The organism is Streptomyces sp. NPDC014733 (assembly GCF_043083385.1).
Lineage (GTDB): Bacteria > Actinomycetota > Actinomycetes > Streptomycetales > Streptomycetaceae > Streptomyces.
This window is the reverse complement of the sequence record NZ_JBIBYO010000003.1, coordinates 517,125-542,467: the sequence shown is the minus strand read 5'-3', so window position 1 is coordinate 542,467 and position 25,343 is coordinate 517,125. Positions and strand designations below refer to the sequence as shown.

25 protein-coding genes and 1 pseudogene are annotated in these 25,343 nt (G+C 74.9%); 14 read left to right on the top strand and 12 right to left on the bottom strand.

What is annotated here, in order from left to right; all coding sequences use genetic code 11:
- Nucleotides 1–2 precede the first annotated feature (2 nt).
- A complete protein-coding gene (locus tag ACF1BH_RS10625; RefSeq protein WP_391642040.1) occupies nucleotides 3–1,331 on the top strand; it encodes an NADase-type glycan-binding domain-containing protein in 1,329 nt (442 codons plus the stop codon).
- 194 nt (nucleotides 1,332–1,525) lie between these two features.
- The gene (locus ACF1BH_RS10620; RefSeq protein WP_391642039.1) at nucleotides 1,526–2,107 is read left to right on the top strand and encodes a TerD family protein; all 582 of its coding nucleotides are present in this window, start codon (nucleotides 1,526–1,528) and stop codon (nucleotides 2,105–2,107) included.
- 65 nt (nucleotides 2,108–2,172) lie between these two features.
- Here the strand turns inward: ACF1BH_RS10620 and crcB (ACF1BH_RS10615) are convergent, their stop codons facing one another.
- The 3 genes from crcB (ACF1BH_RS10615) to crcB (ACF1BH_RS10605) are packed head-to-tail and all read right to left on the bottom strand — an operon-like array spanning nucleotide 2,173 to nucleotide 3,364.
- Complete coding sequence (gene crcB, locus ACF1BH_RS10615; RefSeq protein ID WP_391642038.1) at nucleotides 2,173–2,541, bottom strand: fluoride efflux transporter CrcB; 369 nt, start codon at nucleotides 2,539–2,541, stop codon at nucleotides 2,173–2,175.
- Nucleotides 2,538–2,882 (bottom strand): DUF190 domain-containing protein, encoded by a 345-nt coding sequence (locus ACF1BH_RS10610; protein WP_391642037.1) that lies wholly within the window; start codon nucleotides 2,880–2,882, stop codon nucleotides 2,538–2,540. The genes crcB (ACF1BH_RS10615) and ACF1BH_RS10610 overlap by 4 nt, the downstream gene beginning before the upstream one ends.
- The gene (crcB, locus tag ACF1BH_RS10605) at nucleotides 2,879–3,364 is read right to left on the bottom strand and encodes a fluoride efflux transporter CrcB (protein WP_391642036.1); all 486 of its coding nucleotides are present in this window, start codon (nucleotides 3,362–3,364) and stop codon (nucleotides 2,879–2,881) included. The genes ACF1BH_RS10610 and crcB (ACF1BH_RS10605) overlap by 4 nt, the downstream gene beginning before the upstream one ends.
- A gap of 762 nt (nucleotides 3,365–4,126) precedes the next feature.
- Here crcB (ACF1BH_RS10605) and ACF1BH_RS10600 point away from each other — a divergent pair.
- A complete protein-coding gene (locus ACF1BH_RS10600; RefSeq protein ID WP_391642035.1) occupies nucleotides 4,127–5,584 on the top strand; it encodes an APC family permease in 1,458 nt (485 codons plus the stop codon).
- Between the two features lie 26 nt (nucleotides 5,585–5,610).
- Here ACF1BH_RS10600 and ACF1BH_RS10595 read toward each other — a convergent pair whose 3' ends face one another.
- Together ACF1BH_RS10595 and ACF1BH_RS10590 are read right to left on the bottom strand one after the other, a co-directional pair.
- A complete protein-coding gene (locus ACF1BH_RS10595) occupies nucleotides 5,611–6,537 on the bottom strand; it encodes a M56 family metallopeptidase (protein ID WP_391642034.1) in 927 nt (308 codons plus the stop codon).
- Nucleotides 6,537–6,920 carry a BlaI/MecI/CopY family transcriptional regulator gene (locus ACF1BH_RS10590; RefSeq protein ID WP_391642033.1) on the bottom strand — a complete coding sequence of 128 codons (384 nt, stop codon included), beginning with the start codon at nucleotides 6,918–6,920 and terminating at the stop codon, nucleotides 6,537–6,539. The genes ACF1BH_RS10595 and ACF1BH_RS10590 overlap by 1 nt, the downstream gene beginning before the upstream one ends.
- 188 nt (nucleotides 6,921–7,108) lie before the next feature.
- Between ACF1BH_RS10590 and ACF1BH_RS10585 the strand changes: the two genes are divergently transcribed.
- Nucleotides 7,109–7,720: a phosphatase PAP2 family protein gene (locus ACF1BH_RS10585; protein ID WP_391642032.1), complete on the top strand. Its 612-nt coding sequence runs from the start codon at nucleotides 7,109–7,111 to the stop codon at nucleotides 7,718–7,720.
- A 46-nt stretch (nucleotides 7,721–7,766) separates the two neighbouring features.
- Here ACF1BH_RS10585 and ACF1BH_RS10580 read toward each other — a convergent pair whose 3' ends face one another.
- The 3 genes from ACF1BH_RS10580 to ACF1BH_RS10570 all read right to left on the bottom strand — a co-directional run bounded on the left by ACF1BH_RS10580 (nucleotide 7,767) and on the right by ACF1BH_RS10570 (nucleotide 10,853).
- A complete protein-coding gene (locus ACF1BH_RS10580) occupies nucleotides 7,767–8,426 on the bottom strand; it encodes a hypothetical protein (protein ID WP_391642031.1) in 660 nt (219 codons plus the stop codon).
- Nucleotides 8,427–8,556: 130 nt separating this feature from the next.
- Entirely contained in the window at nucleotides 8,557–9,291 is a 735-nt protein-coding gene (locus ACF1BH_RS10575; protein ID WP_391642030.1) for an aspartate/glutamate racemase family protein, read from the bottom strand.
- A 53-nt stretch (nucleotides 9,292–9,344) separates the two neighbouring features.
- The gene (locus ACF1BH_RS10570; protein ID WP_391642202.1) at nucleotides 9,345–10,853 is read right to left on the bottom strand and encodes an NCS1 family nucleobase:cation symporter-1; all 1,509 of its coding nucleotides are present in this window, start codon (nucleotides 10,851–10,853) and stop codon (nucleotides 9,345–9,347) included.
- A 424-nt stretch (nucleotides 10,854–11,277) separates the two neighbouring features.
- On the opposite strand from ACF1BH_RS10570, the pseudogene ACF1BH_RS10565 reads away from it, so the two are divergent.
- From ACF1BH_RS10565 to ACF1BH_RS10545, 5 genes and pseudogenes are all read left to right on the top strand, one after another.
- Nucleotides 11,278–11,844, top strand: a pseudogene (locus ACF1BH_RS10565) (TerD family protein); the annotation flags it as partial.
- Between the two features lie 780 nt (nucleotides 11,845–12,624).
- Nucleotides 12,625–13,500 carry a RimK family alpha-L-glutamate ligase gene (locus tag ACF1BH_RS10560; protein WP_391642029.1) on the top strand — a complete coding sequence of 292 codons (876 nt, stop codon included), beginning with the start codon at nucleotides 12,625–12,627 and terminating at the stop codon, nucleotides 13,498–13,500.
- A 121-nt stretch (nucleotides 13,501–13,621) separates the two neighbouring features.
- Complete coding sequence (locus ACF1BH_RS10555) at nucleotides 13,622–14,047, top strand: ATP-binding protein (protein WP_391642028.1); 426 nt, start codon at nucleotides 13,622–13,624, stop codon at nucleotides 14,045–14,047.
- 239 nt (nucleotides 14,048–14,286) lie between these two features.
- Nucleotides 14,287–14,634 carry an ArsR/SmtB family transcription factor gene (locus ACF1BH_RS10550; protein WP_391642027.1) on the top strand — a complete coding sequence of 116 codons (348 nt, stop codon included), beginning with the start codon at nucleotides 14,287–14,289 and terminating at the stop codon, nucleotides 14,632–14,634.
- A 57-nt stretch (nucleotides 14,635–14,691) separates the two neighbouring features.
- Nucleotides 14,692–15,189, top strand: a complete 498-nt coding sequence (locus ACF1BH_RS10545; protein ID WP_391642026.1) for a peptidylprolyl isomerase — start codon at nucleotides 14,692–14,694, stop codon at nucleotides 15,187–15,189.
- 130 nt (nucleotides 15,190–15,319) lie between these two features.
- On the opposite strand, the gene ACF1BH_RS10540 is transcribed toward ACF1BH_RS10545, so the two are convergent.
- Nucleotides 15,320–16,315, bottom strand: coding sequence for an SDR family NAD(P)-dependent oxidoreductase (locus ACF1BH_RS10540; protein WP_391642025.1), 996 nt, complete (start codon nucleotides 16,313–16,315; stop codon nucleotides 15,320–15,322).
- A gap of 370 nt (nucleotides 16,316–16,685) precedes the next feature.
- On the opposite strand from ACF1BH_RS10540, the gene ACF1BH_RS10535 reads away from it, so the two are divergent.
- Complete coding sequence (locus ACF1BH_RS10535) at nucleotides 16,686–17,105, top strand: PPOX class F420-dependent oxidoreductase (protein ID WP_391642024.1); 420 nt, start codon at nucleotides 16,686–16,688, stop codon at nucleotides 17,103–17,105.
- A 110-nt stretch (nucleotides 17,106–17,215) separates the two neighbouring features.
- Here the strand turns inward: ACF1BH_RS10535 and ACF1BH_RS10530 are convergent, their stop codons facing one another.
- Entirely contained in the window at nucleotides 17,216–17,857 is a 642-nt protein-coding gene (locus ACF1BH_RS10530) for a CBS domain-containing protein (RefSeq protein WP_391642023.1), read from the bottom strand.
- Nucleotides 17,858–17,970: 113 nt separating this feature from the next.
- The gene (locus ACF1BH_RS10525) at nucleotides 17,971–18,969 is read right to left on the bottom strand and encodes a YdcF family protein (RefSeq protein WP_391642022.1); all 999 of its coding nucleotides are present in this window, start codon (nucleotides 18,967–18,969) and stop codon (nucleotides 17,971–17,973) included.
- Nucleotides 18,970–19,169: 200 nt separating this feature from the next.
- Here ACF1BH_RS10525 and ACF1BH_RS10520 point away from each other — a divergent pair, with 200 nt between their 5' ends.
- Both ACF1BH_RS10520 and ACF1BH_RS10515 read left to right on the top strand, forming a co-directional pair.
- The gene (locus ACF1BH_RS10520; RefSeq protein ID WP_391642021.1) at nucleotides 19,170–20,081 is read left to right on the top strand and encodes a universal stress protein; all 912 of its coding nucleotides are present in this window, start codon (nucleotides 19,170–19,172) and stop codon (nucleotides 20,079–20,081) included.
- A 72-nt stretch (nucleotides 20,082–20,153) separates the two neighbouring features.
- Nucleotides 20,154–20,990, top strand: coding sequence for a universal stress protein (locus ACF1BH_RS10515; protein WP_391642020.1), 837 nt, complete (start codon nucleotides 20,154–20,156; stop codon nucleotides 20,988–20,990).
- A 130-nt stretch (nucleotides 20,991–21,120) separates the two neighbouring features.
- On the opposite strand, the gene ACF1BH_RS10510 is transcribed toward ACF1BH_RS10515, so the two are convergent.
- Nucleotides 21,121–21,774, bottom strand: a complete 654-nt coding sequence (locus ACF1BH_RS10510) for a CBS domain-containing protein (RefSeq protein WP_391642019.1) — start codon at nucleotides 21,772–21,774, stop codon at nucleotides 21,121–21,123.
- 347 nt (nucleotides 21,775–22,121) lie between these two features.
- Between ACF1BH_RS10510 and ACF1BH_RS10505 the strand changes: the two genes are divergently transcribed.
- Together ACF1BH_RS10505 and ACF1BH_RS10500 are read left to right on the top strand one after the other, a co-directional pair.
- Nucleotides 22,122–22,889 (top strand): HAD family hydrolase, encoded by a 768-nt coding sequence (locus ACF1BH_RS10505; protein ID WP_391642018.1) that lies wholly within the window; start codon nucleotides 22,122–22,124, stop codon nucleotides 22,887–22,889.
- Nucleotides 22,886–25,267: a glycoside hydrolase family 65 protein gene (locus tag ACF1BH_RS10500; RefSeq protein ID WP_391642017.1), complete on the top strand. Its 2,382-nt coding sequence runs from the start codon at nucleotides 22,886–22,888 to the stop codon at nucleotides 25,265–25,267. The genes ACF1BH_RS10505 and ACF1BH_RS10500 overlap by 4 nt, the downstream gene beginning before the upstream one ends.
- Nucleotides 25,268–25,343 lie beyond the last annotated feature (76 nt).

Here is a 25,343-nt window from a genome sequence, read left to right as displayed (position 1 = left end):
ACATGGACAACAGCCCGTCCTCCGGAGCCTCCGGCAAGGACGCGCGCCCCGCGGCCTGCGAACAGTGCGGTACGCCGCACGAGGCGGGACAGCCGTTCTGCGACACCTGCGGCGCCGTCCTGCGCTGGACGCCCGGCGGCCGCCCGGCCGCCTCCGCGTCCCGTTCCCCGTCCGGCCCGGACGAGGACACCGCCGACGTGCCGCCCGCCGCGGGCCGCCCGGCCGCACCGGACGGTACGTCCGACACCGCGGGCAGCGGGCGGGAGCGGACGTCCGGGACCTCGGGCACCGGTGACACGGCCGGGTCCGGCGCCACGGGCGGTACGGCGGGGTCCGGCACCGCGTCCGGTACCGGTGCGGCGGAGGGCCCCGGTCCGGCGGTCGGGTCCGGCTCCGCGTCCGGCACCGCGTCCGGCACCGCCGGTCCGTCCGGTCCGGCCGAGGACGAGCGGGCCCGCGCCCGGGCGTTGCTGGTGCCGGTCGACGAGCCGCAGGGGGAGCCGGAGCAGCCGTCCGTGGCGCCCGTGCTGCCGGGCCGGCCGGTCGCGGCGCGGCCGCAGGTCCGGGCGCCGGGCGAGTACCGGTCCGTGGACGGCGTGGCGTGCCCGTGGTGCGGTACGCCCAACCGGCCGGACCGGCACTTCTGCTGCCGCTGCGCGATGCGGATGGCGTCGTCGCCCGAGGGCCCGGCCCGGCTGCCGTGGTGGCGGCGGCTGTTCGACCGCCGCAACCGGGAGCAGCCGTGGGCCGGGGACCGGCCGCGGCTGCGCCGGCAGCTCGGCCGGATCCTGCGGTGGCTGGTCATGGCCGCCGCGCTCGGTCTCGTCGTGTTCGGGCTGTTCCACATCGACGAGGGCGTCCAGACGGTCAAGGACCACTTCGCCAAGCGGGCGCTGGTGAGCCCGGAGGCGTCCACCGCGTCCCGGTCGTTCGCCAAGCACGGGCCGGAGCAGGCGTTCGACCCGTTCAGCAACACCTGGTGGGGGCCCGGGGTCTCGCCGGGGACGGGGAACTGGCTGGAGGCGCGGTTCTCGGACCCGGTACGGCTGCTGGACATCGGCATCACGCCCGGCGAGTCGTCCCACGCCGAGGCGCTCGACAAGTCGGCGCAGCCGCACCGGATCACGGCGCAGATCACCATGGACAACGGACACACCGCGACCCAGGTCATCAACCTCGACCAGGGCAGCGGTTTCCAGCACCAGTCGTTCCGGTACGGCGACGTGGTGAAGGTACGGCTGACCGTGGACTCGGCGTACGGGACGGGGCCGGACAAGCAGGTGGCCATCGCCGCGGTCGAGTTCTTCGGGCCGTCGCACAGCCAGAGCTGACGGCGGTGGCGGAAAGGGCCCGTCCGGGTGCGGACGGGCCCTATCCGCCGGCCCGGCGCCGGGTCCGTGCGCTCCGCCCCCGCCTTCTCTACAGTGTTGTAGATTTTGGGTTTCCGCAGCCGGGCGGGCGCGCCCGCGGCACGCCCGTCGTCCGGTGGGCACCGCCCGGCTCACCGTCACGACAGAGGAATCTGATGTCCGTAAATCTGAGCAAGGGCCAGAAGATCAGCCTGAGCAAGTCCGACGGCGGCGCGCTCACCCTCGTGCGGATGGGCCTGGGCTGGCAGGCCGCGGGCCGCAAGGGGTTCTGGGCCAAGCTCACCGCCAAGGAGATCGACCTGGACGCCTCCGCGGTGCTCTTCGCCGGGCAGCAGCCCGTCGACGTCGTCTTCTTCCAGCATCTGATCAGTGACGACGGTTCGGTCCGGCACACCGGCGACAACCGCGTGGGCGGCGCCGGTCAGGGCGGCGACGACGAGTCGATCCTGGTGGACCTGGGCAAGGTCCCCGGCAACGTCGACCAGATCGTCTTCACCGTCAACTCCTTCACCGGGCAGACGTTCCAGGAGGTCCAGAACGCCTTCTGCCGGCTGGTCGACGAGACCACCGGTCAGGAGCTGGCGCGCTACACCCTCGACGGCGGCGGCGCGCACACCGCGCAGATCATGGCCAAGGTGTACCGCTCGGACCAGGGCTGGCAGATGGCCGCCCTCGGCTCCCCGGCGAACGGCCGCACCTTCCAGGACCTGATGCCGGCCATCGCCGCGCACCTGTGACAGCTGCGCCGCACCCGGTACGCCGGGTGCGGCGCGGTCACCCTCCGGCCAGGGGGTGTCTCCCTCTACAGCGCCCCGGCGATCGTTGCGCCCAGGAACGCGGCGCCGAGCCCGGCGACGAGCTGTGCGACGACATTGGCCGCCGCGAGGAACCGCGCGCCGTCCTCGGCCAGCCGCAGCGTCTCGTAGGAGAAGGTCGAGTACGTCGACAGCGCCCCGCACAGCCCGGTGCCCAGGGTCAGCTGCACCTGGGAGGGGACCGCGCCGGAGGCCGCGGCGCCGGTGACCAGGCCGAGGATCACGCACGCCGTGATGTTGACGGTGAAGGTGCCCCACGGGAAGACCGAGTCGTGGCGGGCCTGGACGGCGCGGTCGGTGAGGTAGCGCAGCGGGGCGCCGACCGCGGCGCCGGCGATGACGAGCAGCCAGTTCACCGGCGCACCTCGTTCCGCGTGTACCGGAGGGTCTCGCAGACGTCCAGGGTGACCAGGGCGTCGCCCACCACCTCGTCGAGCTGCGGCAGGAAGCCGCGGATGCGCTCCTCGGTGTCGATGAGGACGACGGCGACCGGCAGGTCCTCGCTGAGCGAGAGCAGCCGGCTGGTGTGGATGACGGACGAGGAGCCGAACCCCTCGATGCCGTGGAAGACGGAGGCGCCGGCGAGCCCGGCGGCGCGGGCGCGGTGGACGATCTCGACGAACACCGGCTTGTGGTGCCAGGTGTCGTGCTCCCCTACGTAGACGGTCGCCCGCAGCGCGGATCCGGTGAACCTCACTTCTGCCTCCCTACGACGAGGCGGCGGGTGACCGTCGCCGCGAGGGTCACGGACACCAGCGCCGCCACGACGGTCAGCGCCAGATAGGCGAGCCCGGTGCGGGCCCGGCCGTCGGCGATCAGGCGTTGGATCTCCACGGCGTAGGTGGAGAAGGTGGTGAACCCGCCGAGCACGCCGGTGCCGAAGAAGGGCCGCACCAGGCGGTGGGCGGACCGGACCTCGCTGATCAGCACCATGAAGACGCCGATGACGGCGCAGCCGAGGGAATTGACCGCGAGCGTGGTCCAGGGGAAGCCGCCGCTGGGGGTGGGCCACAGCAGCGAGGCGCCGTAGCGGGCGCAGGCGCCGACGACGCCGCCGAGGGAGACCACGCCGATCACGGCGCCCTGGCCGCTCAGCGGGTTGCGGCGTCGCGCGGGCGGGCGGGCGCCGGCATCGGGGTCAACGGGGTCGTCACACACCGGTTCCTGGGCCTTCACCATGCGTCTCTCCTACTCGCGGCGCTCCGTCGCCGGGCGCACGTCGTCGCAAGTAGGGACCGTTGGCGGCGTATGCCGCGGTTGTACGGCGGGCCCCACCGCCGTGCGGCGCCCGGGGAGGCGCCGCGTGGCTCCACGGTACCTCCGAGGCGCGGGCCACCTGTACCCGGGACTGGCCGAAAAGCGTCCACGGGGGCGAGGCGGGTGCCCGTACCGCGTACGGAGCGTGTCGCGGGCGGGACGCCGGTGGGTACCGGGCGTACGAGCGGGGGCGGCGGCCACCCGGACCGGCCGGGACGGGGCGCTTCGCACCCCAGGTCAGCGGCGCTTCCGGGCGCTGCTTCCGCGCCCCGGCGAGCCCTTGCGACGGATTCCACGGGCGCCGGGACGCGCGCGGCGGCGGCGCGCGCCCGCGGGGCGGACGGCGGCCGCCGCGCCGTCGCGGCGGGGCCCGGCGCCCGCTTGCCGCACCGCCCCGGCCGCCCCCGGGCAGCTCCCGCCGGAGCCATGACTCGACACCGATCGGCACCACCGATTCCGTTTCAGAGCCCCTGGCATGGCACCAATACCTCCCCACGAACCCGTTCTCGCAACGGATTTCGTCGTCTCGCGAATTTCATATGAAACCTTGACGCGCCTCTGGGACAGGGGTTTCATTCGGTCACCGAAACGGCGACCGCGCCTCTGCCGCGCTCCTCGGGTCGCACCGCTTCGTGGCACCACCTCTTCGGCACGCACCTCGGCCGCTCGCACGATGGGACACGGATGACCACTACGCCCTCCACACCCGTTGCCTCCGCGACCCCCGCGGCGGATCCGCATCCGGCGCCGGCGGCCGGGGCTGATACGGACGCCGCGGCCGGCGGAGCGCCCAAGCTCAACCGCTCGATCGGCGTGGTGGGCGGCACCCTGCTCACCCTCTCCTGCCTGACCCCGGCGTCCTCGCTCTTCGTGATCGTGCCGGACTCCTTCGCGACGCTGGGCACCGGCACCGCGCTCACCATCGCCATCGCCGCCGTGCTCTGTATCGGCGTCGCGTTCACCTACTCCGAGCTGGGCACGCTGATCCCCAGCTCCGGCGGCGAGTACGCGATGGTCGGCACGTTGATGGGGCGGCTGGCCGGCTGGCTGGTCTTCGTGCTGTCGCTGATCGTCGTCATGATCGTGCCGCCGATCATCGCGCTGGGCACCGCCGACTACCTGGCGCCGCTGACCCCGCTCGATCCGCAGTGGACGGCCGCCGGGGTGATGCTCCTCGCCACCGCCATGGGCCTGCTCGATCTGCGGGCCAACGCCTGGATCACCGGCATCTTCCTGGTGCTGGAGGTGGTGGCCGCCGCGGTCGTCGCCTTCCTCGGCTTCAGCCACACCAGCCGCTCCGCCGCCGTCCTGGTCCACCCGGTGATCGCCACCCCCGACGGGCACAGCACCGCGCTGACCGCGGGCCTGGTGGTGACCGGGCTGGCCACCGCGCTCTTCATCCTCCAGGGCTTCTCGACGGCGGTGTACCTCGCCGAGGAGATGGAGAACCCGCGGCGCAACGTCTCCCGTACGGTCCTGTGGACGCTGGGCATCGGCGCGGCGGTGGTCCTCGTACCGGTCGTCGCGATCACGCTGGGCGCGCCGGACCTGGCGACGCTGACCTCGGGTGATGTCGCGGGCATGGTGGAGTCCTGGAGCAATTCGGCGGTCGGGACGTTCGTCAGCCTCTGCATCGCGCTGGCGATCATCAACGCGGCGATCGTGATGGTGATCCAGAACTCCCGGGTGGTCTTCGCCTCGGCGCGCGACGCGGCCTGGCCGACCGGCGTCAACCGCGCCCTGTCCCACCTCGGGCGGCGTTTCGGCTCCCCCTGGGCGGCGACGCTGGCGGTGGGCGTGCCCGGGGCGGCCCTGTGCTTCGTCGACCTGGACATGCTGAGCGAGGTCACCGGCGTCGCCGTCGCGGCGATGTACGTCTTCGTGGCGCTGGGCGCGCTGGTCGCCCGGCGGGGCGCGCACCAGCACCGCGCGGCCTGGCGGATGCCGCTGTGGCCGGCGATCCCGGCGCTGCTGGTGCTGGTCCTGGTGTGGGTGCTGTGGCAGCAGAGCGCCGAGAGCCTGGCGATCACCGGCGCGATCGTCGCGGCGGCGGCCCTGTACTGGGCGTGCTACCTGCGACCGCGCCAGGACAGCCACTGGGTGATCTCGGTACCGGAGGAGGAGGCCGGGGAGGGCGCCTGAGCGCCGGTCGCCGCCGGGCACCCGGCTCACCGCCATTCGCCCTGGGCCACCTCGATGTGGGCATGCAGGGTGTCGGCGGCGCTCAGCTCCGCGGCGCCCGTGGTGACCAGGCAGAGCAGCAGCCCGGCGGCGACGGCGCGGCGCAGCCGGGGCGTCGCCGCCGGGCTGCCGCCCACCTCCCGGCCGAGCAGCGCCGCCACCCGGCGCGGTACCGGTCCGGCGGTGGCGGCCAGGACCGTACGGGGCCGGGGCGCGGGGCTGCCCGCGAGCGCCGCCCGGCCCACCGCGCGGGCGGTCAGCGTCCGGTCGCCGACGGCGTCCGCCGCGGCCTCGTCGGCGATCCGCTCCAGCGCGTACCCGAGCGGCGCGCGGAGACCGCGCAGCGCCGGATGGCAGCGGGCGGCGAGGTCCGCGGCGGCGAGCAGCAGATGGTGGCGACCGCGCAGATGGGCGCGTTCATGGGCGAAGAGCGCGGCCCGTTCGGCCGGTTCCAGGGCGTGCAGCATCGCGGTGGTCACCACGATCCGCCCGGGCCGCCCGGGCAGTGCGAAGGCGTCCGGTCGCTCGTCGGGCACCACGGCCAGCTCGCCGTGGAACGCCCCGGCCCGCGTACGGGCCTCCCGCAGGTCGGCGCGGTGGGCGCGCAGGCGGACGGTCACCGCGGCGGCGCTCGCGCCCAGCAGCGCGGCGGCCGCCGCCGAGACGCCGACGGTCACCGCGGGCGGGCCGTCGGCGAGCGGGGTGAGCAGTTCACCGGCGGCGGCCACCCACGGCAGGTACGACGCGCCGGGGACCACCAGCAGCGCCAGCGCCGCCACGGTGCAGAGCGCGAGCCCCGCCGCGACGCAGACCAGCAGCGCGGCGGCGCGGCGCGGGGCGAGGGCGTCGGCCAGCCGCCGGGCCGCCGGGACGGCGAGGAACGGCGCGAGCAGCGGCACCCACACCAGGGACATCACGGACGGTCTCCGGCGGGCCCCTCGTCGAGCAGTGCCCGCAGCAGCTGCTCGTCCTCGTCGGAGAGCTGGGAGACGAACCGGGCGAGCACGGCGCCGCGGTCCTCGTCCTTCGCCAGCTCCGAGTGCATCCGGCGGGCGGTCAGCCCGGGGGCGTCCTGGGCGGGTGCGTAGGCGTAGCCGCGACCGGCGCGGGCGCGGACGACGGTGCCCTTGTCGTGGAGGCGGGTGAGGATCGTGGTGACCGTGGTGCGCGCCAGCGACGCGCCGAGCGCCTGCTGGACCTGGCCGGGGGTGAGCGGAGCGTCCGCCGCCCACAACACGGCGAGCACCCCGGATTCCAGCTCTCCGGCGGGCCGCCGGTCCTTGTCCGCACCGCTCATCGCGCCTCCTCCACACCGCTCACGGCGTCCAGCCTCGCATATCGTCGTCTACAGTGACGTAGTCGGTCTACTGCCGTGTAGACGCTCGCGCCGTCCGGTCCGGGCCTCCCTCCGGGGCGGACGGCGACCGGGCCCACGCGCGACGCGCCCACCGGCGCCCGCCCCTCCCCCGCTCACAAGGAGCTGCCGTGACCTTTCCGCCCGCCGCCGGCGGAGCCTCCCTCGACGGGGGGCTCTACCTCTGGGTGACCGATCTCGCCGCGCACGCCCCGGCCCCCTGGAACACCGCGGTGTCGGTGTGGACGGACTTCGGCCTCGGCGCGTTCGTCCTGTGTCTGGCCGTCGCCTGGTGGCGGGCGCGCGCCGGCGGGGACGCGGTCCGGATGGCGCGGGTGCTGGCCGTACCGGTGGTGATCATCGCCGGGTATCTCGTCAACGACCTGGTCAAGGCGGTCTTCGACGAGCGGCGGCCGTGTCAGGTGCTGCACACCGTCACCGTCCAGGCGTGCCCGCCGCCGGGCGACTGGTCGTTCCCCAGCAACCACGCCGCCATCGCCGGGGCCGCCGCCGTGGCGCTCCTCCTGGCGGACCGGCGCATCGGCGCGCTCGCCGCGGTGCTGGCGCTGCTGATGGCCGCGTCCCGGGTGTGGGTGGGCGCGCACTATCCGCACGACGTGGCGGCCGGTCTGCTGGTCGGCGCGGCCGTGGCCTGCGCGGTGTCCGTCCCGGCGGGCCGCGCGGCGCCGCTGGTGGAGCGGTTGGGCACCACCCGGCTGCGGCCGTTGGTGGCGGCGGCGTAACAACGGACGGCGGACGGCTCCGGCCACCCGACCCCCCGTGGGCCGCTCACTCCCCCGCGGCCAGCGCCCGGGCCCGTGCGGCCGTGACCAGTTCGACGGCCTGTTCCCGGGTGCGGCCCGGCACCGCGTTCCAGTCGCCGATCAGCGCCTGCCAGCCACGGTGCCGCAGTTCGCCGAGGATATGGGCGGCGGCGCGCTCCGCGGCGTCCTCGGAGCCGACGCCGAGCGCCACCGCGCCGAGGAGCGCCCCGCAGACGCACCGGCGCCCGCGGCGGTCCCGCAGCCGGTGCGGGCGCTGCTGCCAGCCCCAGGTCCGCAGGATCTCGGCGGTGACGGCGAGTTGGGTGCTCGGCCGGTGGGAGAGGCCCGGGCGGCGGCGGTGCGCCCGGTCGGGCAGCGCGCGGGCGAACCGGCCGGGCAGCCGCACCTCGACGTCCGGCCGGGTCCCGTACCGGGGCACCGCACGCAGCGCCTCCGCGACCAGGTCGTCGACGGTCGCACGGACCAGCCGCCGGGCCGCCGGATCGGCGGGCGCGGTGCGCGCCCAGCCCGCGGCGATGCCGTCCCACGCGGCCCGCTCCCGCGGGTCCGGTCCCACGGGAGCCAGGGGTGCGGGCTCCGGCCCGGCGGACGGGCCCGGCCCGGAGTCCAGCAGGCGGGCGGCGGCCCGGTCGAGGGCGGTGACGGTCAGCTCCGGGACGGGCATGGGGCCCCCTTCGCGGTGCGGCGGGATCGGCGCCACGACCACCGCGGCACACCGGAGACCTTATGTCCCTATTTGCGGTTTTTCGCCTTACGTCCGTGCCGTGCCCGCCCGGCGCGGCGCCCGGGACCGCTCAGCCACGGCCGCCCGCGGCCGGCGGCCAGGCACGGAACCGCTTCGGGCGCGGCGGCGCGTAGGTGCGGACCTTGGAGGTCTTCAGGCCGAGGCGGACGAGGGATTCGGCGACGGTCACCGCGGCCGCGACGCCGTCCACCACGGGTACACCGGTCCGCTCGACGACCCGGTCGACCAGCCCGGACATGCCGCCGCAGCCCAGGCAGACCACCTCGGCGCGGTCCTGCTCGACGGCGCGCGCCGCCTCCTCGGCGATCGCCTCGACCGCGGCCGCCGGGTCGCGCTCCAGATCGAGCACGGCCAGACCGCTGGCGCGGACCGAGGCGCAGCGGGCGGCGAGCCCGGCGAGGGTGAGCCGGTCCTCGATCAGCGGGACGGCCCGGTCGAGCGTGGTGACGACGGAGTAGCTGCGCCCCAGGAACTGCGCCGTGGCGGCGGCCGCCTCGGTGATGTCGACGACCGGGACGTCCAGCAGCTCCTGGAGCCCCTCGCGGCCGTGTTCGCCGTAGCCCGCCTGGATGACCGCGTCGTACGGCTCGCGGTAGGCGCGGACGGTCTCCATGACGGCGACGGCCGCGAGGTGGCTCTCGTAGTTGCCCTCGACGGACTCGGCGCCGAACGCCGGGGTGAGCGGCACGATCTCGGTGCCCGGCGCGGCGACGGCCGCGGCCTGCTCGCCGATGCTCCGCGTCATCGATTCGGTGGTGTTGACGTTGACGACCAGCAGCCGCATGGAGAGGTCCTGTTCCGGTAGAGGTTTTCGGTGGAGCGGGGCGCGGGCGCCCGTTACGCGCTGGGCACGGCGATCTCCTCGCCGTCCACGTCCTCGTGGGGGCGGCGCACCCGGCCGGGCACGGCCACGTAGAGCACCGCGGCGAGCACCGCGCCGAGGAACCACGAGAAGCCGGAGACGGCGGAGAAGGACGGGACGAGGGCGACCACGACGGCGACGGCGGCCGAGGGGACGAGCGCGGCGACGGCGCGCGGATTGACTCCCGAGCGGTAGGCGTAACTCGCCCGCGGATCCTCGGTGTAGAGGTGCGGGACGTGCACGCGGGTCCGGCGGATCAGCCAGTAGTCGGCCATCACGATGCCGAAGACCGGGCCGAGCAGCGCCCCGAGCCCGCCGAGGAAGTACTCGACGACGACCGGGCTGTCGTAGAGGTTCCACGGCAGGATCACCAGCCCGATGACGGCGCTGACGACGGCCGCGCGGCGGAAGTCGAGCCGCTGCGGGAAGAGGTTGACCAGGGCGTAGACCGGCGCGACGAAGTTGGCCATGAGGTTGACCGCGACGGTCAGCACGATGAGCGCCAGCGAGGCCAGGACCAGCAGGAAGGTGTCGGGGATCGTCCGCACGATGTCGTCGGAGCCGGCGATGATCCGGCCGTTGATCCTGAACTGGGCGCCGCTGAGCACGACCACGATGCCCGCGAAGAACATCATGTTGACGGGGATGCCGACGAGGTTGCCCAGCAGGATCGAGCGGTTCGACTTCGCGGAGCGGGTGAAGTCGCAGAAGTTGAGGACGAAGGTGCCGTAGATGACCACCCACAGCGCCGCCGCCTCCAGGATGTGCAGCCAGCGCTCCGCCCCGGTGAAGGGGTGACCCGCGTCCATCGCCAGCGACCAGTCCGCCCTGGCGAACATCCACACCGCCAGCGCCGCCATCGTCACCAGCACGGTCGGCGCGGCCACCGCGATGTATCTGCGGATGACGTCCATGCCGTAACTGACGATCAGTACCTGGACGAGCCAGAGCGTGAGGAAGGAGACCCAGCCGAGCGCCGACAGGCCGAGCAGTGAGTGGTGCTGCCAGGAGCGCAGTCCGGGCGCCACCGCCACCAGCAGCGCGGAGAGCACGGACGAGGCGAGATAGGTCTGGATGCCGAACCAGGCGACGGCCACGCCGCCGCGGACGACCGCGGGGAGTTTGGCGCCCCGGATGCCGAACGCGATCCGGCTCATCACCGGGAACGGCACGCCCGTCTTCGCCCCCATGTAGCCGGAGAGGCTCAGCAGCCCGAAGAGGAAGACGGAGGCGAGGACGAAGGCGGCGAGGATGTCCCAGACGCCCATGCCGAGGGCGAAGAGGCCGATCGCGAAGGCGTAATTGCCCAGACTGTGCACGTCGTTGGCCCACAGCGTGAAGACGTTGTACCCGCTCCAACTGCGGCCCGCCTTCTTCGTGGGGGCGAGGTCGGGGTTGTAGAGCCGGGGGCTGGTGCCGGTGCCCGCGGTGTCCGCCGCCGAACCGGCGAGCGGCGTCCCCTCCGTGCGCGATGCGCCCTGCATTGCGGTCACACCAGCCGCCTTTCCGAAAAATTTTCCGGTATACAGAAATAAAATTCCGCTGAGGTGACGGGGACGCTACGGGCGGCTTCGCGCGGCGGTCAAGAGGCGTGCAGAAGGAAAACGCAGGTGGAGTGCGTCACAGACGACGCGGCGGCGGGAGCGCCTCAGAACGACACGCTTCTCCGATGGGATACCAAACACCGGACCCGGTGACATGCCCAGCAGATGAGGCCGAGGTCACGGCCGTCCGGCACCCTGGAGGGGCCGACACCGGCCACCCCTTCCCACCACCTGGCCGAAGTGTGCCGGTCAGCGCCATATCACCCCTGCGGACCAGGCATACTTCAGTCATTGCGCAATCCGGGAACCATAGGATCGCGGAAGTCGAAGGACGCCGTACGGCACGGCAGTTGTGGAGGAAGAGATGACGGTGGCCCTGACCAAGGGCGGCAATGTGTCGCTCAGCAAACAGGCCCCCGGCCTGACCGCCGTGCGGGTGGGGCTGGGCTGGCGGACCGAAGCCACCGCAGGCACCGGCTGCGACCTGGACGCGAGCGCGCTGCTCTGCGACGACTCCGGAAAGGTGCTGTCCGAGGCGCACTTCGTCTTCTTCAACAACCTCCGCAGCCCCGAGGGCGCGGTGACCCTCGCCGCCGCCCCGCCGGCCGACGGCAGCGGTGACGACGCCCGGATCGACATCGACCTCGGCGCCGTCCCCGCCTCCGTCGCCAAGATCGTCTTCCCGGTCTCGCTCTACGAGGCGGAGGAGCGTCACCAGAGCTTCACGCAGGTCACCGCCGCCCACATCCGGGTCACCACCACGGACGGCACCACCCTCGCCCGCTACGACCTGCACGGCGCGGGCGGCGCCGAGACCGCCATGGTCTTCGGCGAGCTGTACCGCCACGGCGCGGAGTGGAAGTTCCGCGCCGTCGGCCAGGGTTACGCCTCCGGGCTCGCCGGTATCGCCCAGGACTACGGCGTCGACGTCCTGCGCCCCGAACCGGCCGCCCCCGCCCCCGCCGCGGCGGCCCCGGCACCGCCCGCGCCCGCGATGCCGCCGGCGCCCCCGCTCCCTCCGGAGCCCGCCGCCTTCCCGCCGCCCGGTCACACCACCGTGCCGGACCCCGCCTCCCACCCCGCACCGATCGGAGCCACCGACATGACCTGCTTCTTCGACCCCTCGCACGGCCCCGGCACGACGCCCGTCATGTGGTCGCCGCAGTGGGGCGTCCCGCGTCAGATCACCTCGTGCCCCGGCTGCGCCCAGCGCGTCCAGACCACCCCGCCGCCGTACTACACCGCCCCGCAGCAGGGCTACCCCCAGGCCGGCTACCCCCAGCAGGCCACCCAGCCGGGCTACCCGCAGGCGGCGCCCGCGCAGCCCGGGTACCCGCAGCCCGAACAGCCGCAGCAGGGCCGCCGGTTCGGCACCGGTGCGCTCATCGGCGCCGGTGCGGCCGGTCTGGTCGGCGGCGCGCTGCTCAACGAGGCGTTCGACGACGACGAGCCCGACGTGATCGTCAACAACTACTACGAGGACTGAGTCCGCCGGCAGGCGCGGTACGGCACCGAAGCGCCGTACCCCTGCTCCTCATTGACCCCGCTGCGGCGCCCGGCCACCACCCCCGGCCGGGCGCCGCCGCTTCCTCCCGGACCACCGGCCGCGACCTCGGCGGCCGGGCGCCCGGCGCCCGCGTAGGATCCCGCATGTCAAAGGTCAAGGATCTGCCGGGCGGACGGTGGACGTGCGGCGATCGGGGTGGCATCGATGAGGCTCTGCTTCCTGGTGGAGGAGGAGTACCGCCATGACGGGATGCCCCGGGAGGTGATCGCCCAACTCGGCGCCTGGGGCCACACGGTGGACGTCATCCGGCCCGGCCGCTCCCTGCTGCCGCTGTCCTCCGCCCTCACCGCCGGCGACCACGACGCCTGGGTCCTCAAGACCGTCTCCGGCGGCCCCGGACTCACCCTGCTGGAGGCCGCCGCGCACACGGGTCTGACGACCGTCAACGACGTGCGGGCCATCCGCGGCGTCCGCGACAAGGCGCTCGCCGCGGTCATCGCCCGCACCCACGGGCTGCCCGTCCCGGTGACGTATGCGGCCGCCCGCGCCGAGGAGTTCGCGCGGATACCCGAGGCGGAGTTCCCACTGGTGGTCAAGCCCGCCGACGGCAGCTCCGGCCGCGCCGTCCGGCTGGTCCGCGACCCGGGCGAGCTGACCGCCACGGACCACGAACCCACCGCCGGGCTGCTGATCGCCCAGCCGTACGTCCCCAACTCCGGTACCGACCTCAAGGTCTACAGCGTCGCCGGGGAGCTGTTCGCCACCGAGCGCCGCTCGCCGCTCCACCCCGGGCACGCGGTCCGCGAGCGGTGCGTCCCGCTCTCCGCCGAGGTCGCCCGCATCACCGCCGAGACGGGCACCGCCTTCGGCCTCGATCTCTACGGCGTCGACGTCCTGTTCGGGCCCGACGGCCCGGTGGTCGTCGACATCAACGACTTCCCCAGCTTCCGTCAGGTCCCGGACGCCGTCGCCCGGGTCTCCGCCGCCGTCCTCCGCCTCGCCCGGCGCGGCCCCGGCGCCCTGGCCGCCCCGCCGCTGCCGGTCCCGGTCGCCGTTCCGGCGCAGCCCGCGGCGCGCTGACGCCCCGTCCGGCCGCACGGAGCCGCGCCGCCGCCCAGACCTGCGGAATTGCTAAAGTTAGCAATTGATTAGATGCTGTGGTGATGACCTTTGCATCAGGGCCCGGCCACCCGGAGGAGCGGTGATCGCGGGGCTGGAATCGCTGCGGCAGCGGCACGTCCTCACCCTGCCCGCCGTCCCGGCCGCGGTCCGGGTGGCGCGGGAGACCGCCGAGCGGGTCCTCGCGGAGTGGCACATCGGCGCGCACCACCCGACCGTCGGCCCGGCGCTGCTGATCCTCGCCGAGCTGGTCACCAACAGCGTCCGGCACGCCGCGCCGCTCTCCACCCAGCTCACCGTCGTCTACGCGGCCCGCCGGGACCGGCTGGTCGTCGCGGTCCACGACCGGCACCCGTACCTGCCGACGCTGTACGGCGCCACGGTCGGCAGCGGCGATGGCGGACTGGCCACCGTCATGGAGCTCACCCTCGGTCTGGGCGGTACCGCCGGGGTGCTCCCGGACGCGGACGGCCAGGGCAAGACCGTCCGGGTCTGTCTGCCCCTGTGAGCCGGGCCGCGAGCCGCCGGGCGCCCGCCCCGAGCCGCCTCCGGTGACCGGCGGAGTTGATAATCTTGGCGATCGCCGAGGTCACCACGTCGGCCTCAGGTGGCTCCGGAATCCCGCGCGCGTCGGCCGCCCGTCATCGCGCGGGAGGAGGAACCGATGTCGTCGACGAGCGGATGGACGCGGTACGCCGCGGAGGGCCCGGCCGAGCCCTCCCGCCGCGCCGGGGAAGTGGGGGCGCGATGAGTACGCCGCTGTACCAACTCAAGGCCGAGTTCTTCAAGACGCTGGGACACCCGGCGCGGATCCGCGTCCTGGAGCTGCTGAGCCAGCGGGAGCACGCGGTGGCGGAGCTGCTGCCCGAGGTCGGACTCGAACCGGCGCATCTGTCGCAGCAGCTCGCGGTCCTGCGGCGGGCGAAGCTGGTCACCACCCGCAAAGAGGGCTCGACCGTCCACTACTCCCTGGCCAATCCGCAGGTCGCGGAGTTGCTCAAGGTCGCCCGCACGATCTTGACGGGCGTCCTCGCCGGACAGGCCGAACTCCTCGCCGACCTGCGGGCCACCACGGACGACACCCGGGAGCCGTGACACGTCCGGCGTGAGGGTGCGCACGAGGCGGTGCGCACCGGGTGCCACAATGCCTCCATGAGCAACAACGTATTTTTCGACATCACCATCGACGGCCAGGCCGCCGGCCGCATCGTCTTCAAGCTGTTCGACGACGTCGTGCCGCAGACCGCCCGCAACTTCCGTGAGCTGGCCACCGGCCAGAACGGCTTCGGCTACGCCGGTTCCGGCTTCCACCGCGTCATCCCGCAGTTCATGCTCCAGGGCGGTGACTTCACCAACCACAACGGCACCGGCGGCAAGAGCATCTACGGCGAGAAGTTCGCCGATGAGAACTTCCAGCTCAAGCACGACCGGCCGTTCCTGCTGTCGATGGCCAACGCCGGCCGCAACACCAACGGCTCGCAGTTCTTCGTCACCACCGTCGTCACCCCCTGGCTCGACGGCAAGCACGTCGTCTTCGGCGAGGTCGTCGAGGGCACGGAGCTGGTGAGCAAGATCGAGGCCCTCGGCACGCAGAGCGGCGCCCCCAAGGCCAAGATCACGATCGACAAGTCCGGCGTCGTCGGCGAGTAACACCCGCACCACCGACGGGGCCCCGGCTCCGCCGCCGAGCGCGCCCCCGGCAATCCCGCCGGGCGGCGCGCTCGGCCGTTCCCGGGGCCTGGAACACGTCAATCTGCGGCGGGATCCCGTCGGGCGCGGCTCACCGGTCTTTGCGGATGCGTTCGTTGAAACGGTCGGCGGCGCGTTCGTTGAGGACGCCGAGGGCCGCGCGCAGCCGGGGTGCGGGCGGCTGGTCGTCGGCGGCGACCTCGGCACCGGTCATCGTCGCCGGGGCGTCGCCGCGCGGCAGCCCGCGGGCGACGGCGGCCAGCAGACGGCCGGTGGCGACGGGGGCGACGCCGCCCGCCACGGCGGCGAGCCGGGCGGCCGGGGTCAGGACGATCCGCGGGCGCCGCCGCCGCAGCCCGGTGACGATCCGGTCCGCGGCCCGCTCGGCGTCCATGGAGAGCAGCGGCAGTCCGGCCAGCGCCGAGAACCACGCGTACTCCCGCCGCCGGTCGCCGCCGAAGTACGCCTGGAGGTGCGAACCGGTCCGCATCAGCCCCGGGTGGACGGCGGTGACGCTGACGCCGTGCGCCGCCTCCTCCGCGCCGAGGCCCGTCGCGAGGGCGGCGACGGCGGACTTGGCGCACGAGTACGGCAGCAGATGCGGTACGGGCACCAGCGCGCCCACCGAGCCGATCAGTCCGAGCCGCCCGCCGACGGGGCTGCGCCGCAGATGGGGCAGGGCGGCGAGGGAGGTGTGCACCGCTCCGGTGAACACGGAGTCCAGCGCCGCCCGGAAGCCGTCGGTGCCGAGGGCACGGGCCGGGCCGACCTGGATGATGCCCGCGTTGGCGACGACGATGTCGATGCCGTCCCCGTCCTCGGCGATCTCCGCGAACCGGTCGCGGACCGCCGCCGCGTCCCGTACGTCGCACACGAGCCCGCGCACCGGACCACCGGCGCACCGCCCGGCGAGCCGGACCGCCCGGTCCAGTTCGGCTGCGTCGCGGGCGAGCAGCACCACCCGGCAGCCGTGCTGCGCGAGCCGGCGGCCGAGGAGGAGGCCCAACCCCCGGGAGCCGCCGGTGACGACGGCGGTGAGCCCGCCGATGTCCGGCGCGGCGGTCAGCACGTCGAGGGCTCTGGTCATGGCGCACCTTCCGGCCCGGACAGGCCGCCGCGGACACCGGGCGGCGGGCAAGGTGGGGAGCGGACATTTCCGCGTCAACGGTACGGCGGCGGGGTGCCCGGCGCGCGGTGGGCGGGGCGCTCCGCGCGGACCCGCAGGGTGGCCGGCCGCGGGTCGACGGCGTCGGGGACGTCATGCTTGCGCGGCACCGGTGCGCAGACGGGCGACGCGCCCCGGTTCACGGGAGCGGCCCCCGCAGGATGGCGGGGCGGCCGGGGAGGGGACAGCATGTCCGGTGGCGCCCCGGCGCCGTTCCGGCGTCCGTCGCCTGTCCGTCCGCCCGTTCCTCCTGCCCGTTGCCCGTCCACCGGCCCGACCGTGAGGTGCCCCCATGTCGAAGCCTCCGCTGCCCGAGGCAGCCACCGCCATGCTGGCGAAGGCCAATCCCGCCGTCATCGCGACCCTGCGGCCGGACGGTCAGCCCGTCTCCACGGCCACCTGGTACCTCTGGGACAACGGCCGCGTCATGGTCAACATGGACGAGGGCCGCCGCCGGCTGACGCACGTCCGGGACGATCCGCGGGTGACGCTCACCGTGCTCGACGAGGGCGACTGGTACACCCATCTCACCCTCGTCGGCCGCGTCGCCGAGCTGCGTCCGGACGAGGGGCTGAAGGACATCGACCGGCTGGCCCGGCGCTACCTCGGCACCCCGTACCCGCGGCGGGACCGGGCGCGGGTCACCGCCTGGATCGAGATCGACCGGTGGCACGGCTGGGGCGCCCACAAGGACAGTTCGCAGGCCGGCTGAGCGGGGCCGCGCCGCGGCACTCCGGCCGGGCCGCCGCGGCGCCGGAGATGCCGGACGTCGGCCGGTCCGCCCCGCCGACCGGGTGGGCCGGCGGGCGGTGCCGTCCCGGATCAGACCGGCTCCGGCGGCTCCACCGGCTCGTGATTCCCGAGGGTGGCCCGGTCGTCCGTCTCGTAGGTGAGGCGGTTGACCACCTCGACGACGCCGTCGACGCTCTCGCACAGCCGTACCGCCACGACGACCAGGCTGCGGCGCGCGAGGGTGCCGCTGAGCGTGACCGTGCCGTCCGAGACCTCCACGGTGACGGCGGACGGCGGGACGTTCAGCGTGCGGGTCAGGACGTCCTCCAGGATCTCCTCCTGGATCGCGCGGTCGCGCCGCAGGAAGAGCTGGACGAGGTCGCCGCGGCTGAGCACGCCGATGAGCAGCCCCTCCTCGTCGACCACCGGAAGCCGCTTGACGCCCTTCTCCCCCATCACCCGGGCCGCCCGGATCGCGCTCCACTGCGGGCGCGCGACGACGGCGGGGCTGGTCATCAGCGAGGCGGCGGTGTTCGACGGCGTCCGGTCGATGTGCCGCCGCAGCAGATCGGCCTCGGAGACGACGCCGAGCGTGCGCCCCGCCTCGTCCACCACCGGTACGGCGCTGATGTCGTACTCGTCCAGCAGCCGCGCGATCTCGCCGAACGCCGTGCCGAGCTGTACGGCGACGGCGCCGGGCGTCATCAGATCGGCGACACTGCGGTGCCTCATCGTGTTCTGGTCCCTCCCGATATCCACCCCAACGGGATATCTGCGGTCCATTGTCGCGCGTCTTCCCGGGCCGCCGCCCGGCGCCTCCGGAAGAGGCCCGCGGCCGGTCCGCCTCAGGCGCGGGTCGCGGCGAAGGCCACCAGGGCGATCAGCGCGGCGCAGACCCCCAGGTTGACCAGTTTGTGCTCCCAGAACACCGCGACGAACTCGCGGAGGGTGGCGCTCGGCCAGAAGTACTTCGCGGTCGGCGAGCCCAGCACCTGGCCCGCGACGCCCGACTGACGGGCCGTCATGGCGGCACGGAAGGCGTGGAAGTTGTTGGTGACGACGACGCAGCGGTAGTCGCTCTTCCCGGCGGTCATGATCTCGTGGCTGAAGCGCAGGTTCTCGTCGGTGGTCCGGGAACGGTTCTCCTCCTGGACGTGCGCGTCCGGGGCGCCCTGCTCGACCAGCCAGCGGGCCATCGCCTCGGCCTCCGGCAGCTTCTCGTCCGGGCCCTGGCCGCCGGAGGTGAGCAGGACCGGCGCCGGTCCGCCGCGGGCGACCTGCGCGTCGTGGATCTCCAGGCCCTTGCGCAGCCGGGAGGCGAGCAGCGGCGGCACCCGCTCGCCGCCGATCAGCCCGGAGCCCAGCACGACGACGTAGTCGACGTCGCCGCGGACCGCGATCCGCCCGTAGAGGAAGGCGTAGGCGAGGAAGCAGAGGAAGAGGAAGGAGACGTAGGCGGCGAGGAGGAGCACGGCGACGGCGACGGGAAAGGCGGGCGAGCCCGCCAGACGGCCCACCGACAGCAGCAGGACGATCAGGCCGAAGACGGCCACGCCCAGCAGGCCCGAGAGGAGGTTGGCCGGACGGAGCCCTTCCTTCCTGGCCATGGTGACGCCGTTGGCCAGCAGGAATCCGCCGAGCGCGACCACGCCGGCGGTGGGGGCGAGGAAGGCCAGCAGGTAGACCGTCTCGGCCGCGACGGGAGGCAGCCGGCTCGCCCTGCCGAGGAGCCAGCCGGAGAAGCTGAGGAGCGCCAGCCCCAGGAGGACCGCGTTACGGAACCGGCGGCGGTCCTTCCGGACGCTGAGACCGAAGAGCGCGAAGAGGAGGACGGTCATGATCATGTCCGAAGTATGCAGGGGCACCGCGCCGCCCGGCCGTCCGCTGCGGTGACGGGGACCGACCCGTGACAGGGCAGGTCAGCAGGGCGGCGGGGGCGTCCTTCGGGGAGGTCCGGGCGGGCCGCCGCCGGGGCCGGTCGGCCCTGGCCGGGCGGACGCCGGGGCGCACAGGGTGGGAGGAGACCCGGAAGGCGGTGGCGACGATGGAGCTTCCCGTGGTGGTGGGCGTCGACGGTTCCGACGCCAGCCTGACGGCCGTCGACTGGGCCGTCGACGAAGCCGTCCGGCACGGCCGCCCGCTGCGTCTGGTGCACGCCTCGCTGTGGGAACGGTACGAGGGCGTGGCGCCGGACCCGGCCGCGGACCGGCCCGCGGAGCAGGTGCTCGCCGAGCAGATCACCGCCGCCGCGGCCGAACGCGCCGGACAGCGGGCGCCCGGTCTGGCCGTCACGGCGGACGTGGCCGCCACCGACGCGGCGACCGCCCTGCTCGACGCGGCGCAGGAGGCCGTACTCCTGGTCGTCGGGGACCGCGGCCGGGGCGCGGTGGCCGGTCTGCTGCTCGGCTCCGTCAGCCTGCTCGTCGCCGCCCGCGCCCACTGCCCGGTCGTCGTCGTACGAGGGGACCGGCAGGCCCTGGACGGCGAACACGGGCGGGTGCTGCTGGGCATCGGCGACCACGACGTGGACTCCCCGGCCGTGCGGTTCGCGTTCCGCGCGGCGGCGGTGCGGGACGCGGAGCTGGACGTGGTCCGCACCTGGCGGCGGCCGCTCCACGAACCGGCCGACCATCCGCTGCTGGCCGGTGAGCCGGGCACGTACCACGCGCAGCGCGCCGGGGAGCTGCTCGACGAGGCGCTGGCTGCCGCGGTCCGCGACCACCCCGGGGTGCGGCTGCGCAGGAGTACGCCCGAGGGGACCGCGCGCCGGACGATGACGGCGCGGTCGGCCGCCGCCGATCTGCTGGTCCTCGGGGCGCGGCGGCACGGCGGCGTCTTCGGGCGGGAGTTCGGCGGCGTCGTCCACCGGGCGCTGCACCACGCCGCGTGCCCGGTGGCCGTCGTACCGCAGCGGCGCCCGGCCACCGCCGAGGCGCCCGAGGAGGAGGAACCGTGAGGGTGACGGCCGGCGGCCGCGGCGGTTCCGCGGCCCGGAGCCGGAGCTGAACGACGGGGTGCGGAGCCGGAGATGAACGACATCCTGGTCGGTGTGGACCCGCAGGAGCTGTCGGTCCCGGCGCTGGTGTGGGCCGCCGACGAGGCCGCGCACCGCAAGGTGCGGCTGCGGCTGGTCACCGTCGCGCCGCCGCTGCGGTACGGCGCGTTCACCCGCCGCAGCACCCTGCTGATCCGCGCGCAGTCGGCCCTGGCGACGGCGGAGGACCTGGTGCGGGAGCTGCACACCGGGCTGTGGACCGCGACGGAGTTCCTGGACGGGCCGCCGGTCGCCGTGTTGCAGGACCGGACGGCGGACGCGGCGCTCGCGGTGCTGGGGTCGCGGCACCTCGGCCGGGTCGCCGAGGTCCTCGGTGAGGCGTCGGTGGCGGTCCCGCTGGCCGCGCGCGCCCACTGTCCGGTCGTGATGGTCCGCGACCCCGAGCGTCCGGCGGTCCATCCGCCGCTGGTCGTCGTCGGGGTGGACGGCGGCCCGGGCTGCCGGGCGGCCGTCGGCTTCGCGGTGGCCGAGGCGGCGCTGCACGAGGCCCGGCTGCGGGCGGTCTGGGTGTGGCCCGGCCCGTTCCCCTATCGGGACGACACCGAGGAGGACCTGGCCGAACGCCGCCGCGCACTGGCCGAGGCGGTCGCGGGCTGGGCCGAGCGCTACCCCGAGGTCCCCGTGGAACAGCAGGTCGTCCGGGGCCGCCCGGTCGAGGAGCTGAGCCGGCTCTCGTACGCGGCCCTCGCGGTGGTCGTCGGCCGCAGCAACCACGGCGGGCGGTACGGGGGGCGGCTCGGGTCGACGGTCCACGGGTTGCTGCACCGTGCGGCCTGCCCGGTGGTCGCGGTGCCGCCGGCGGAGCGGTGAGGGGCGGCGGCCTCTCCGGGCCGGCCCGGTGGTCGCTCCGCGTGGCCGGCTTCCCCGGGATGCCCGTCATCGGTTTCCGCCCGACCGGTTGACCGGCTTCCGCCGTCCGCGGTGCGGGGGCGGTGGCTCGCTACGGGGCCGGCCGTGCCGTCAGGTCGCACCGTACGTCCACCACCCCCTCCACGGCGCGGGTCAGGCGGGCGGCGAGCGGGACGACCGCGGTGTCGGCGACCACGCCGGAGAGGGTCACGACGCCGGCGTCGACGGTGACGCCGATCCGCCGGTGCGCGTCCGGGAACAGCGGCTCGACGACGTCGCGGCGCACCTCGGCCGCGAGGTCCCGGTCCGGGCGCAGGAACACCTTGAGCAGGTCGGCGCGGCTGACGATGCCCCGCAGGGCCCCGTCCTCGCCGACCACCGGCAGCCGTTTGACGTGGTGGGTGGCCATCAGCCGGGCGGCCTGGGGCAGGGACGCCCCGGCGCCGACGGTGACGGCGGGCGCGGCCATGAGGTCCTCGGCCCGGCGGGAGCCCGCCTTGGCGGTGGCGGCGAGGCGGCGCTGCTGCTCGACGAGGCCGGTGCGGTGGTCGTGGAACTCCTCCTTCACCAGCAGATCGGCCTCGGACACCACCCCGACGACCCGGCCCTCCTCCCCGACGACGGGCACGGCGGTCACCTTCCACCGGGCCATCGCCTCGACGATCTCCTTGAAACCGGCGTCCCGCCGGACCGCGACGACCTGCCGCGTCATCACATCGGCGACGGTGAAGTGCTGGGCGGTCATGGGGCGTTCCTCATCGTGCGGCGTGCGGGGTGCGGACGGGCCGGACCGGTGGCCCGGCGGGGCGGTGTGCGGCGCGGACGGTCCGCGCCGTCCGGGCGCGCGGACGGCCTGCTCCCACCGTCTCCCGCCGGGTTGCCCGGCGCATGCCGGGCCCGGTGGGCCGCGCGGGCGGAGGCCCCGCCCCCGGGACGCGGCCGCTCCCGGTTGCGGTGGCGCGGGTTGGCGGAACCCTGGAAGGGACCACGGCCGCCCGGGGGCGGGAGCGGGCGCTCCCCCGGCGGGGCCCGCGTCCGGGGCCGTCCCGGGGTGCCCGGGCGGTCCGTACGCCGTGCGCGAGGAGGCAACAGGTGAACTCCCCCGGACCGGCCACCGGCCCGCTGCGCGCGGTCGTCCTGGACACCGACGGCGTCCTCCTCGACACCGCCCGGCTGCACGCCGCGGCGTGGCAGACCGCGCTGGACGCCTGCCTGCGGGCCGTCGCGGACGGCGCGCAGCCGCCGTTCGACGGCGACGCCGACTACCGCCGGTACGTCGACGGCAGGTCCCGCCACGACGGGGCGGCCGCCTTCCTCACCGCCCGGGGCATCGACCTCCCGACGGGCGCCCGCGGCGACCCGCCGGGCTTCGGCACCGTGTGGGCGGTCGCCGCGGCCAAGGAGCGGGCGTTCGCCGAGCGGGTACAAAGCGAGGGCGTCGCCGCGTTCCCCGACGCCGCACCGGCGCTGCGGGCGCTGCGCGCCGACGGGGTGCCGTGCGCCGCGGTGTCGGCCTCCCGGCACGCCCGCGAGCTGCTTGCGGCCGCCGCGCTCGACCGGCTCCTCACCGTGATCGTCGACGGGGTGGACGCCGCCCGGCACGGTCTCGCCGGGAAGCCGGACCCGGCGCTCTTCCTGCACGCCACCGGTCTGCTCGGCGCCCGCCCGGCGGAGACCGCGGTGGTCGAGGACGCGCTCGCCGGGGTGCAGGCGGCCCGGCGGGGCGGCTTCGGTCTCGTCGTCGGCGTCGACCGGACCGCGGACGGCGCCGCCTCCGCCGCGCTGCGCGAGGCGGGCGCCGACGAGACGGTCGGCGCGCTGACGGCGCTGGCCGGGCGCGTACGGAGAGGGCGCGGATGACGGACCCCGACTGGCGCTACGACCGCTACGACCCGGAGCGCGAGCGGCTGGTCGAGGCGCTCTGCACCCTCGGCAACGGCCGGTTCGCCACCCGCGGCTCCGCCCCCGAGTGCCCGGCCGGCCCCGTCCACTACCCGGGGACCTACCTGGCGGGCTGCTACGACCGGCGCGCCTCGGAGATCGCGGACCGGCGGGTCGAGAACGAAGACCTGGTCAACCTGCCCAACTGGACGCTGCTGCGCTACCGCTGCCGGCCCGACGGCGCCCCGCCCGGCCCCTGGCTGACGCCCGGCGCGGCGCGCCACTGCACCACCCGGCTCGACCCGCGGACCGGCGTCCTGACCCGGCACCTGTTCTTCGAGGACGCCGCCGGACGCGGGCTGCGCGTCGTCCATCTGCGGATCGTCCACATGGGGGACCCGGACCTGGCGGCGCAGCGCACCCTCTTCCGCGCCTACGGCTGGCGCGGCACCGTCGAGGTCGAGTCCGTGCTCGACGGTGCGGTCACCAACAGCGGCGTGGCGCGCTACCGGAACCTCGAAGGGCGCCACCTCACGGACCACCGGGCGGGGTTCCGGCCCGGCGGCGTCGCCTGGCTCGCCTGCCGCACGGCCGACCCGGGCATCCGGATCGCGCTGGCCGTCCGTACCGAAGCCGTCCCGGAGCGTCCCGCCCGGGAGACCGTCACGGACACCGGGACCGTCCAGACGTACCGGCTGCCGATGGAGCCCCGCCGCACGGCGACGGTGGTGAAGACCCTGGCGCTGCGCTCCTCGCTGGACCGGCCGGTCGCCGATCCCGTCACCGCCGCCTGCGACGAGGCCGTCCGGGCACCCGCGCTGCCGCAACTGCTCGCCACCCACGAGGCGGCCTGGGCGCGGCTGTGGGAGGAGGGGGAGCTGAAGGTGCCGGGGGAGGCGGGCCGGATTCTGCGGCTGCACCTGTTCCACCTGCTGCAGACGCTCTCCCCGCACACCGCCGGCCTCGACGCCGGAGTCCCCGCGCGCGGGCTGCACGGCGAGGCGTACCGGGGGCACATCTTCTGGGACGAGCTGTTCGTGCTGCCCTACCTCGGTCTGCACTTCCCGGAGGTGGCCCGGTCCCTGCTCGACCACCGGTACCGGCGGCTCCCGGCCGCCCGGGCGGCGGCGCGCCGCGCGGGCCGCCCGGGCGCCATGTATCCCTGGCAGAGCGCGAGTTCGGGCCGGGAGGAGACGCAGACGCTGCACCTCAACCCGCGCTCCGGGCGCTGGCTGCCCGACCATTCGCATCTCCAGCGCCATGTGGGATCGGCCATCGCCCACAACATCTGGCGGTACGCGGAGACCACCGGCGACCGCGGGTTCCTGTACTCCGCCGGGGCGGAGATCCTGCTGGCGGTGGCCCGTTTCTGGTCGGGGGCCGCCACCTTCGACCCGGCGCTGGGACGCTACCGGCTCACCGGCGTCGTCGGGCCGGACGAGTACCACGACGCCTACCCCGACGCCGCCGCACCGGGCATCGACGACAACGCCTACACCAACGCGACCGCCGCCTGGGTGCTCGCGCGCGGCCTCGACCTGCTCGGCGAACTGCCCGCGGCCCGGCGCGCGGAACTGTCGGGGGCCCTGCACCTCGACGACGAGGAACTGTCCCGCTGGGACGCGCTCTCCCGCCGTCTGTACCTCCCCTTCCACCAGGGCGTGATCAGCCAGTTCGCGGGCTACGGCGACCTGGCGGAGCTGGACTGGGCGCACTACCGGGACCGCTACGGCGACATCCGCCGGCTGGACCGGATCCTGGAGGCCGAGGGCGACACCGTCAACCGCTACCAGGCGTCGAAACAGGCCGACGCGCTGATGCTCGGGTACCTCTTCCGGCCGTCGGAGCTGGCCGCGCTGTTCGCCCGGCTCGGGTACCGGCTGGACGATGCGCTGTGGCGCGCGACCGTCGACTACTACCGGCGGCGCAGCAGCCACGGCTCGACGCTCAGCAGCCTCGTCCACGGCTGGCTGCTCACCCGCGGGAAGGGGCCGGAGGCGTGGGCGTACTGCCGGGAGGCGCTGCTGGGCGATGTCGCCGATCTCCAGGGCGGGACGACGGGCGAGGGCATCCACCTCGGGGCGATGGCCGGCACGGTCGACCTGGTGGAGCGCGGGCTCACCGGCCTGGAGGCGGGCCCGGAGGGGCTGCGGGTGGCGCCGGTGACACTGCGGGAGATCCCCCGGTTCGCGTTCACCTGCTGCGTCGGCGCCCACCGGGGCGTACGGCTGCGGATGCTGCCCGGGCGGCTGGGTGTCCGGGTGCCGGCGTCGTCCCGGGACCCGCTCTCCGTCGTGCTGCCCGGGGACCGGCACCGCACCGTCGCCCCGGGGCAGGAGCGCTGGTTCCGGCTCTGAGGGCGGCCCGGCGGCCCCGGACGGGCTCGACAGGAAGGTCGCCCGCGTCCGGACTACGGTGAAGGTGGCCCGCGCG

Excerpts from the sequence above, each read along its gene's own strand:
- ACF1BH_RS10530 (WP_391642023.1), bottom strand. The coding sequence starts at position 17,857 with ATGAGGCACCGCAGTGTCGCCGATCTGATGACGCCCGGCGCCGTCGCC.
- ACF1BH_RS10625 (WP_391642040.1), top strand. The coding sequence starts at position 3 with ATGGACAACAGCCCGTCCTCCGGAGCCTCCGGCAAGGACGCGCGCCCC.
- ACF1BH_RS10575 (WP_391642030.1), bottom strand. The coding sequence starts at position 9,291 with ATGCGGCTGCTGGTCGTCAACGTCAACACCACCGAATCGATGACGCGG.
- ACF1BH_RS10550 (WP_391642027.1), top strand. The coding sequence starts at position 14,287 with ATGAGTACGCCGCTGTACCAACTCAAGGCCGAGTTCTTCAAGACGCTG.
- ACF1BH_RS10580 (WP_391642031.1), bottom strand. The coding sequence starts at position 8,426 with ATGCCCGTCCCGGAGCTGACCGTCACCGCCCTCGACCGGGCCGCCGCC.
- ACF1BH_RS10525 (WP_391642022.1), bottom strand. The coding sequence starts at position 18,969 with ATGATCATGACCGTCCTCCTCTTCGCGCTCTTCGGTCTCAGCGTCCGG.
- ACF1BH_RS10560 (WP_391642029.1), top strand. The coding sequence starts at position 12,625 with ATGAGGCTCTGCTTCCTGGTGGAGGAGGAGTACCGCCATGACGGGATG.
- ACF1BH_RS10620 (WP_391642039.1), top strand. The coding sequence starts at position 1,526 with ATGTCCGTAAATCTGAGCAAGGGCCAGAAGATCAGCCTGAGCAAGTCC.
- ACF1BH_RS10590 (WP_391642033.1), bottom strand. The coding sequence starts at position 6,920 with ATGAGCGGTGCGGACAAGGACCGGCGGCCCGCCGGAGAGCTGGAATCC.
- ACF1BH_RS10595 (WP_391642034.1), bottom strand. The coding sequence starts at position 6,537 with ATGTCCCTGGTGTGGGTGCCGCTGCTCGCGCCGTTCCTCGCCGTCCCG.
- ACF1BH_RS10570 (WP_391642202.1), bottom strand. The coding sequence starts at position 10,853 with ATGCAGGGCGCATCGCGCACGGAGGGGACGCCGCTCGCCGGTTCGGCG.
- ACF1BH_RS10500 (WP_391642017.1), top strand. The coding sequence starts at position 22,886 with ATGACGGACCCCGACTGGCGCTACGACCGCTACGACCCGGAGCGCGAG.
- ACF1BH_RS10540 (WP_391642025.1), bottom strand. The coding sequence starts at position 16,315 with ATGACCAGAGCCCTCGACGTGCTGACCGCCGCGCCGGACATCGGCGGG.
- ACF1BH_RS10510 (WP_391642019.1), bottom strand. The coding sequence starts at position 21,774 with ATGACCGCCCAGCACTTCACCGTCGCCGATGTGATGACGCGGCAGGTC.
- ACF1BH_RS10545 (WP_391642026.1), top strand. The coding sequence starts at position 14,692 with ATGAGCAACAACGTATTTTTCGACATCACCATCGACGGCCAGGCCGCC.
- crcB (WP_391642036.1), bottom strand. The coding sequence starts at position 3,364 with ATGGTGAAGGCCCAGGAACCGGTGTGTGACGACCCCGTTGACCCCGAT.
- ACF1BH_RS10535 (WP_391642024.1), top strand. The coding sequence starts at position 16,686 with ATGTCGAAGCCTCCGCTGCCCGAGGCAGCCACCGCCATGCTGGCGAAG.
- ACF1BH_RS10520 (WP_391642021.1), top strand. The coding sequence starts at position 19,170 with ATGGAGCTTCCCGTGGTGGTGGGCGTCGACGGTTCCGACGCCAGCCTG.
- ACF1BH_RS10600 (WP_391642035.1), top strand. The coding sequence starts at position 4,127 with ATGACCACTACGCCCTCCACACCCGTTGCCTCCGCGACCCCCGCGGCG.
- ACF1BH_RS10515 (WP_391642020.1), top strand. The coding sequence starts at position 20,154 with ATGAACGACATCCTGGTCGGTGTGGACCCGCAGGAGCTGTCGGTCCCG.